Source organism: Streptomyces graminilatus (assembly GCF_001418565.1).
Lineage (GTDB): Bacteria > Actinomycetota > Actinomycetes > Streptomycetales > Streptomycetaceae > Streptomyces > Streptomyces graminilatus.
The window spans coordinates 41,679-48,238 of sequence record NZ_LIQQ01000211.1; the positions used below are offsets into that span (position 1 = coordinate 41,679).

Sequence of the window (6,560 nt, forward strand, 5' to 3'; positions counted from 1 at the left end):
GGCACGAAGACATGGTGGGCTCCTCTGTGAGTGACACCCGATCAGGCTGGCAGAGCGAGGCCCGGTGGCGTGGAGGGATGCCATGATCGATATCCCTTCGGGCCAGCAGCGGGCCGCTCCACGTGCGGACCGCTGCGGCGAGGCGCACACTGACCCCACTCGGGGCCGCCTCAAGGAGGTCACCATGGGTTCCAGCATCAACCTCTCCGGTACCGCGCAGCTCCAGAGCGGGACCATCGACCTGCATCAGATCGGTGCTCTGACAGCGACGCTCGTCACCGCCAACCACGCCTTCAAGCTGGAGCCGACAGCAGTGGAGGGTGAAGGCTGGCAGGTCACCGTCACGGTCGACTTGCAAGGCGCGAACTCTCTGAGACTCCTGCGGGATCTGCAAGGGGCAGGCGTCTTCGACGACTGACTCCTTGGCCATTGCGTGCCCCGAACCGTCTGCGAGACAATGGATCAGCCCAGTTCAGGGCCGGTCCGGGACCCCACGATTGCGTGAGCGCTGCGTGAGCGGAGGTCCCGAAGTGGGCCGGATTAGCTGGGGTGGACCGGAGCTGGCACCCCTACTGACCAGCCCACTCCGGAGTGACTGGAGCCACCCGGAGTGGGCCAGAGTAAAGCCTCTCGTCTTACAAGGCGGATGTCGGCGGTTCGAAACCGTCCGCGCCCACCAGGAACGATCGCAGGTGAGCACGTGGTTCGGCCTCCCGCCCATGATCGGGCAGGGGGCCGTTTCCATGACCGGGTCCACATCGCGGCCATTTCCCCCACTTCCTCGCCGGGGGTGTGGTGTGCGCGACGTTCGGATCACCCCCGTGTTCATGCCGGATATCGTGAGTGCCCGTACCGGTGGGATCAGAGAGGTCGGACGTGTCGGACGAGGGACGGCTCATCGCCGGGCGGTACCGGCTTACCGAGCAGATCGGCCGCGGTGGCATGGGCACGGTCTGGCTGGCCGCCGACGAGATGCTCAACCGCAGCGTGGCGCTCAAGCGCCTGCACGAGGACCTGCGGCACGCCGACGCCGAACTCGACGTGATGTACGAGCGCACCCGCCGTGAGGCGCAGAGCGCGGCCCGGATCGCCCATCCGAACGTGGTCGTCGTCCATGACGTCGTCGAGGACGACGGGCTGCCGTGCATCGTCATGGAGTACGTGCCCTCCACCACCCTCGGCGCCCTGATCAAGAGCGGCGGAACCGTTTCCCCCGAGGAGGCCGCCCGCGTCGGCCGGGGCATGGTCGGCGCGCTCAAGGCCGCCCACGAGGCCGGCGTACTCCACCGTGACGTCAAGCCGGGCAACGTCCTGCTGACCGAGGGCGGCCGGGTCGTCCTCACCGACTTCGGCATCGCCACCGCGACCGGCACCAGCACCCTGACCAAGACCGGCGAGATAGTCGGCTCCATCGACTACATGGCCCCCGAGCGCATCCAGGGCGGGACCCCCGGCCCCGCCTCCGACCTCTGGGCGCTCGGCGCGACCCTCTACCAGGCGGTGGAGGGGCAGCCGCCGTTCCGCAGGCTCACACCGATGGAGACGGCGTACGCCATCGTCACCTCCCCGCCGGATCCGATGAAGCAGGCCGGTCCCCTGGAGCAGTTGATCGCGGCACTGCTCGCCAAGGACCCGGCCGACCGGCCCTCGGCGCAGGAGACGGAGTTCATGCTGCGGTCGGTGTCCGAGGACACCGAGCCCCGCTCGTGGACGGCGTCCGTTCCGCTGTCGATACCGGAGCGTTTCCAGGATGCCGGCGACACCGGCAGCAGCCGGAGGAGCACTGGTGACACCGGCAGCAGCCGGAGAGGTACCGGTGAAACCGGCGGCCATCGGAAGAGGACCGGTGACACCGGCAGCACCCGGCGGGGGCTCGCAGCCGAAACGGCGGTCCCCCCGGTCCCTCCGCAGCCCGGAGGCAGGCGCGGAAGCCGTCCGGAGTCCCGAGCCGGGCAGGGCGCCCGTACGCTCCTCTGGAGCGCGGTCGCGGTGATACTGATCGCCGGGGGGACGGCGGGCAGCGTCTATTACGCGAACTCGTCGGGCAAGGGCACCCAGAGCACCGGCTCGGAGACGAGCCCCACCTCGACGTTCACGCCCGCGCCGGTCCCCGAGGGCTACCACCTGGTCACGGAGGGGAAGCTCGGCGTCGCCTTCCCGGTGCCGGACGGCTGGACACTGAGCAAGCGGACGTCCGGCGCGGCCAGCTACGTCGACGAGACCAAGCTGGCCGGAATCGAGATCGGCATCGTGGACCCTGCGGGCGATCCCTTCACCCACCTCACGCAGATCGAGACGAACACGAAGGACAACTACCCCGGGGACAAGTACCGCAGGCTGTACATGCAGCGGACGACGTACCAGGGCCAGAAGGCCGCCATCTGGGAGTTCACCTTCAAGGGCCGGGCGCGGGTCTTCCACGGCATCGAGCTCGGCTTCGGCCAGGAGGGCGGCCGGGAGTACGACATCTACCTCTCGGCGCCCGATGAACAGTGGGACACCTTCCGGCCGGTCTTCGACCGAGTGCGGGAAGGATTCCGCATCACGCCCACGTCCACTTCCTGAGGCCGGGCCCCGGACGCGCGGGCTTCAGGCTTCGTCTGTGTCCTTGTCGCTTTCTCCGTGCGCGTGTTTGAGCCGCGTACGCGCGTCCACCCGGTCCGGTCCGGTGACCTCGGCCCAGTAGCGGTGACCGCTCACGAACACAGCCAGCTCGTGTTCCCGTCGGCGCAGTTTCTCCACCTCGGCCTGTTCGTCGGCCGTCCAGCCAGGTGACGCGGGGCGCTCCACCTTGCGCCAGCCGCCGGTGTCACTGAATCCGTCCAGCGGCTCGACCGACCAGGGGAGCCGCTTCAGCAGTGCGGACAGCTCGGCCCGGACCTGATGCAGCTCCTCCTGGCCGGCCAGGAGGTCACTCGGGAAGTCATAGGTCGTCGCCACGCGGTAATGGTACGCCTGTTCGATTTTATGATGCGAGTTCTTCCGGTACTTCCTCTTCCGCTTCACACGAACGGGTGGCCCGGCCCCGACGGCCGGGCCACAGCGCACGGTCAGCGGCCCCGGGCCGCCAGCTCCCGCACCACCCGTGCGGCCACCGGCACCTCCACGCCGTGCCGTTCGGCCGCCCGCAGCAGGGCTCCGCCGATCGCGTCCAGCTCCAGCGGGCGGCCCGCCTCGGCGTCGCGCTGCATCGACGACCGCATGGCCGGGGGGAAGGTGTCGTAGCGGGCCAGGGCCTGGGCGGGATCCGCCGGGCCGCCGCAGGCCAGGCTCACCGCCGCCGTCTCCTCGACCAGGGCGGTCAGCTCGTCGCGGTGGCGGGTGCGGACCTCGCCCAGCGGGAGGCCGTACAGGGTGGTCAGCAGGGCGAAGGGGGCGAGGAACGACATCTTCGCCCACAGCGCCGCCGCCTCGTCCGGCAGTACGCGGGTGGCCGGTCCGGCGGCCGTGAAGGCGGCGGCGAGTGCGTCGAGACGCTCGCGCGGGACCGGGTCGCCGGCCAGGTCGATCTCCACGAAGGGGCTCGCGTGTTCGATCACGCCGGGTGCCGTACGGGTCGACTCGACGCGGATCACGGCCGGGGCGACGCGGTCGGCGCCGTAGCGGGCGCGCAGTGCGGCCGGGTGTTCGACGCCGTTCAGGAACGGTACGACCAGGGCGTCGTCGCCCAGCGACTTCGCCGGGAGACGCTCCAGGGCCGCGTCGAGGTTCGTGTGCTTGACGGTGACAAGGACCGCGTCGACGGCTTCGGCGGGGCCGGATGCCTCCGGCAGCTCGGGTGCCGCGTCCACCGTCGCCGTGAACTCGCCGAACTGGGCGCTGCGGACGCGGATTCCGCCCTCGCGGAGCGTCCGCGCGGTGTCGTCACCGGCCAGGCAGAGCACGCGGTGGCCGGCGCGGGAGAGCAGGGCGGCGAGGAGGCCGCCGACGCCGCCGGGGCCCAGTACGGCAATGGTGAGCGGGTCCTGGCGTAGGTCTGCGGGTGTGCCCGTCGCTGTATTCGTCGGCATGTCTGTTCGAACCTCTCCTCGGTCGGCCCCTGACAGGTGGCCGCTTCGCGGAGCATGATCGCAGCCGGGACGGGCGCGGGGCACGTGCCTTTCGGCATTCGGCATTCGGTATTGGGCATTCGGCATGCGAGCGGCGCGGATCACCCCGTACGCGCGAGACTGGAGTCATGTGCCGCAGCATCAAGACCCTTCGCCCACCCGTAATCCCCGAAGAGGCCACCGAGGACGAGATCAGGGCCGCCGCGCTCCAGTACGTCCGCAAGGTCTCCGGCTTCCGGGCGCCGGCCGCCCACAACCGCGAGGTTTTCGAACACGCCGTCGATGTCATCGCGTCGGCCACGGCCGAACTGCTGGACGGCCTTGAGGTGCGCGGCGGGGGTGGTACGGCAGCAGCCCGGCACGCGTCCTAGTCCTGGACGCGGGCCGGGCTGCGGGGCCGAGTGGTGGCCGTGGGGCTAGCCGACGGTCCACTTCTGGTTGTCGCCCGTGCCGCAGGTCCACAGGATCATCTTCGTGCCGTTGGCCGTGGCCGCGTTCAGCGCGTCCAGGCAGAGGCCCGCGTTGACGTTGGTGATCGTGCCGTCGGCGTTGACGTTCCACTTCTGGTTGTTGCCGCCGTGGCAGTCCCAGATGGTGACCTTCGTACCGTTGGTCGTGCCGCTGTTCCAGGCGTCCAGGCACTTGTTGCCGTACACCACGAGTTCCTTGCGGGAGGTGTACGTCCAGGACTGGTTGGAGCCGCCGTTGCAGTCCCACAGCTCGGCCTGGGTGCCGTTGGTGATCGTGCTGTCGAAGAGGTCCAGGCAGCGGCCGGACTGCTTGCCGGTGACCAGGCTGCCGTTCGTGCCCGGGACCGGCTCGACGGTCAGTGTGCCCAGGGCCGGGCCGTTCGTGACGGTGAGCGTGTTGGCGGCACCCTTGGCCAGGGCGACCTGGACGGAGATCGTGCCCGGGGTCGGGCCGGTCGGCGGGAAGGACACCGTGGTCGCCGTCTGGCCGTTGACCTTCAGGGTCGCCGTACGGGCCGCGCTCGTGTTGTTGGTGTACGTGAAGTCGGCGACCGCGATACCCGTGTTCGCCGCGCTCACGCCGGTGTAGCTCGTGCCGGGGCCGGGCTCGTACGCGCTGCTCGGGGCCTCAGTACCGCCGGTGACCGTGAGCAGGACCGAGCCGCCGGCCGGGACGCTCGTGGTGTAGCCGGTGGCGAACGAGCCGACGTTCTGGCGGCTCCACAGGTCACGGACGGTCGCTGACGCGTTCGTCAGACCGAGGTCGGCCCAGCGGACGGTGATGTTCTGGGCGGAGGAGGTGCGGTTGAGGAGTACGACGGCACGCTTGCCGGTGCCGGACAGCACCTTCCCGTACACCTGTGCGCCCGTGGTGTCCTCGGCGACCTTTGCGCCCTGGAGGCCGCGCGGGTCCTGGTCGACGGCGACGACCTCGGGGTTCTTGAGGATGTCCGCCGTCTCGGTCGTCATCGTGGCGAGGTTGTTGCCCGCGAGGAGCGGTGCGCCGGAGATGGCCCACAGGGCCATGTGGGTGCGGTTCTGGGCGGCGGTGAAGCCGTCCATGCCGATCATCAGCATGTCCGGGTCGTTGTAGTAGCCGGTGTGCTGGGCGGTGGGGTGCACGTTCCGGTCGTAGTTGGTCAGCAGGTTGGTCATGGACGGCTTGTTGCCGAACAGGATGATGTCGTCGTTGGTCCGCCACATCGCCCCCTGTCCCGGCGCCCAGTTCCACGGGTTCATGCGGCCCCAGTTGCACAGCGACAGGGTCATCGGGCGGCCGGTCGTGGCCGTGGCGGTCGCGATGGCGTTGCTGATGGCCTGGTACGTCGTCTTCGGGTCGAGGCCCTCCTTGTCGCCGCCGCACCAGTCGACCTTGACGAAGTCGAAGCCCCATTGGGAGAACTGGAGCATGTCCTGCGCGTAGTGGCCCTCGCTGCCGCTGCCCGGGGCGGCGGGGCGGCCGGTCGGGAAGTAGAAGCCGCAGCCGTCCTTGCCCGCGTCGGTGTAGATGCCGGCCTTGAGGCCCTTGCTGTGGATGTAGTCGGCGATGGCCTTCATACCGCCGGGCCACTCGGACTCGTCGACCGTGATGTTCCCGGCACCGTCCCGGGTGCCCTGCCACCAGCCCTCGTCGATGTTGACGTAGTTGTAGCCGGCCTGCGGCAGCCCGGAGGCTACGAGCGCATCGACCTGGTTCTTGATCACGTTGTTGTCGATCACCGCCGCGAAACTGTTCCAGGAGGCCCAGCCCATGGGGGCGGCGGGGACCGGGATCTGGCGGGTGGAGGCGGCCACGGGGGCGGTGTCGAGGGTGGTCGCTCTTCCTCCTTCTTCAGCCTGCGGCTGGGCGAAGAGGAGGGCTGCGGTCGCCGCGGTCGCCAGGGCGAGGGCGCGGATCACTGTGCGGGTGAGAAGGGATGAGCGCGGCGGGGGATACATGCGGCTCCTTTCCGGGGCGCGGCGTTGCGATTCCCGGAATTCTTTGTTCGATATTTCGAACTGCGATCGGCGATCCGAACGAGGGGGGCGCGCTGAAAATTAG

6 protein-coding genes are annotated in these 6,560 nt (G+C 69.6%); 3 read left to right on the forward strand and 3 right to left on the reverse strand.

The window, feature by feature from the left end:
- Nucleotides 1–82 precede the first annotated feature (82 nt).
- Nucleotides 83–418 (forward strand): hypothetical protein, encoded by a 336-nt coding sequence (locus tag AOK08_RS18975; RefSeq protein WP_157876722.1) that lies wholly within the window; start codon nt 83–85, stop codon nt 416–418.
- Nucleotides 419–876: 458 nt separating this feature from the next.
- Nucleotides 877–2,565 (forward strand): serine/threonine-protein kinase, encoded by a 1,689-nt coding sequence (locus AOK08_RS18980; protein ID WP_055527267.1) that lies wholly within the window; start codon nt 877–879, stop codon nt 2,563–2,565.
- Nucleotides 2,566–2,589: 24 nt separating this feature from the next.
- Here AOK08_RS18980 and AOK08_RS18985 read toward each other — a convergent pair whose 3' ends face one another.
- Both AOK08_RS18985 and AOK08_RS18990 read right to left on the reverse strand, forming a co-directional pair.
- Entirely contained in the window at nt 2,590–2,940 is a 351-nt protein-coding gene (locus AOK08_RS18985) for a hypothetical protein (RefSeq protein WP_055527270.1), read from the reverse strand.
- Between the two features lie 110 nt (nt 2,941–3,050).
- A complete protein-coding gene (locus AOK08_RS18990) occupies nt 3,051–4,010 on the reverse strand; it encodes a ketopantoate reductase family protein (RefSeq protein ID WP_055527274.1) in 960 nt (319 codons plus the stop codon).
- A gap of 167 nt (nt 4,011–4,177) precedes the next feature.
- Here AOK08_RS18990 and AOK08_RS18995 point away from each other — a divergent pair, with 167 nt between their 5' ends.
- On the forward strand, nt 4,178–4,420 hold the full coding sequence (locus tag AOK08_RS18995; RefSeq protein WP_055527287.1) for a DUF2277 domain-containing protein: 243 nt from the start codon (nt 4,178–4,180) through the stop codon (nt 4,418–4,420).
- A 45-nt stretch (nt 4,421–4,465) separates the two neighbouring features.
- Here AOK08_RS18995 and AOK08_RS19000 read toward each other — a convergent pair whose 3' ends face one another.
- Nucleotides 4,466–6,457 carry an RICIN domain-containing protein gene (locus AOK08_RS19000; RefSeq protein WP_055527289.1) on the reverse strand — a complete coding sequence of 664 codons (1,992 nt, stop codon included), beginning with the start codon at nt 6,455–6,457 and terminating at the stop codon, nt 4,466–4,468.
- Between the last annotated feature and the right edge of the window lie 103 nt (nt 6,458–6,560).

Bases quoted from the DNA above. Each gene is read 5' to 3' on its own strand.
- AOK08_RS18975 (WP_157876722.1), top strand. From the start codon at position 83: ATGATCGATATCCCTTCGGGCCAGCAGCGGGCCGCTCCACGTGCGGAC.
- AOK08_RS18990 (WP_055527274.1), bottom strand. From the start codon at position 4,010: ATGCCGACGAATACAGCGACGGGCACACCCGCAGACCTACGCCAGGAC.
- AOK08_RS18995 (WP_055527287.1), top strand. From the start codon at position 4,178: ATGTGCCGCAGCATCAAGACCCTTCGCCCACCCGTAATCCCCGAAGAG.
- AOK08_RS19000 (WP_055527289.1), bottom strand. From the start codon at position 6,457: ATGTATCCCCCGCCGCGCTCATCCCTTCTCACCCGCACAGTGATCCGC.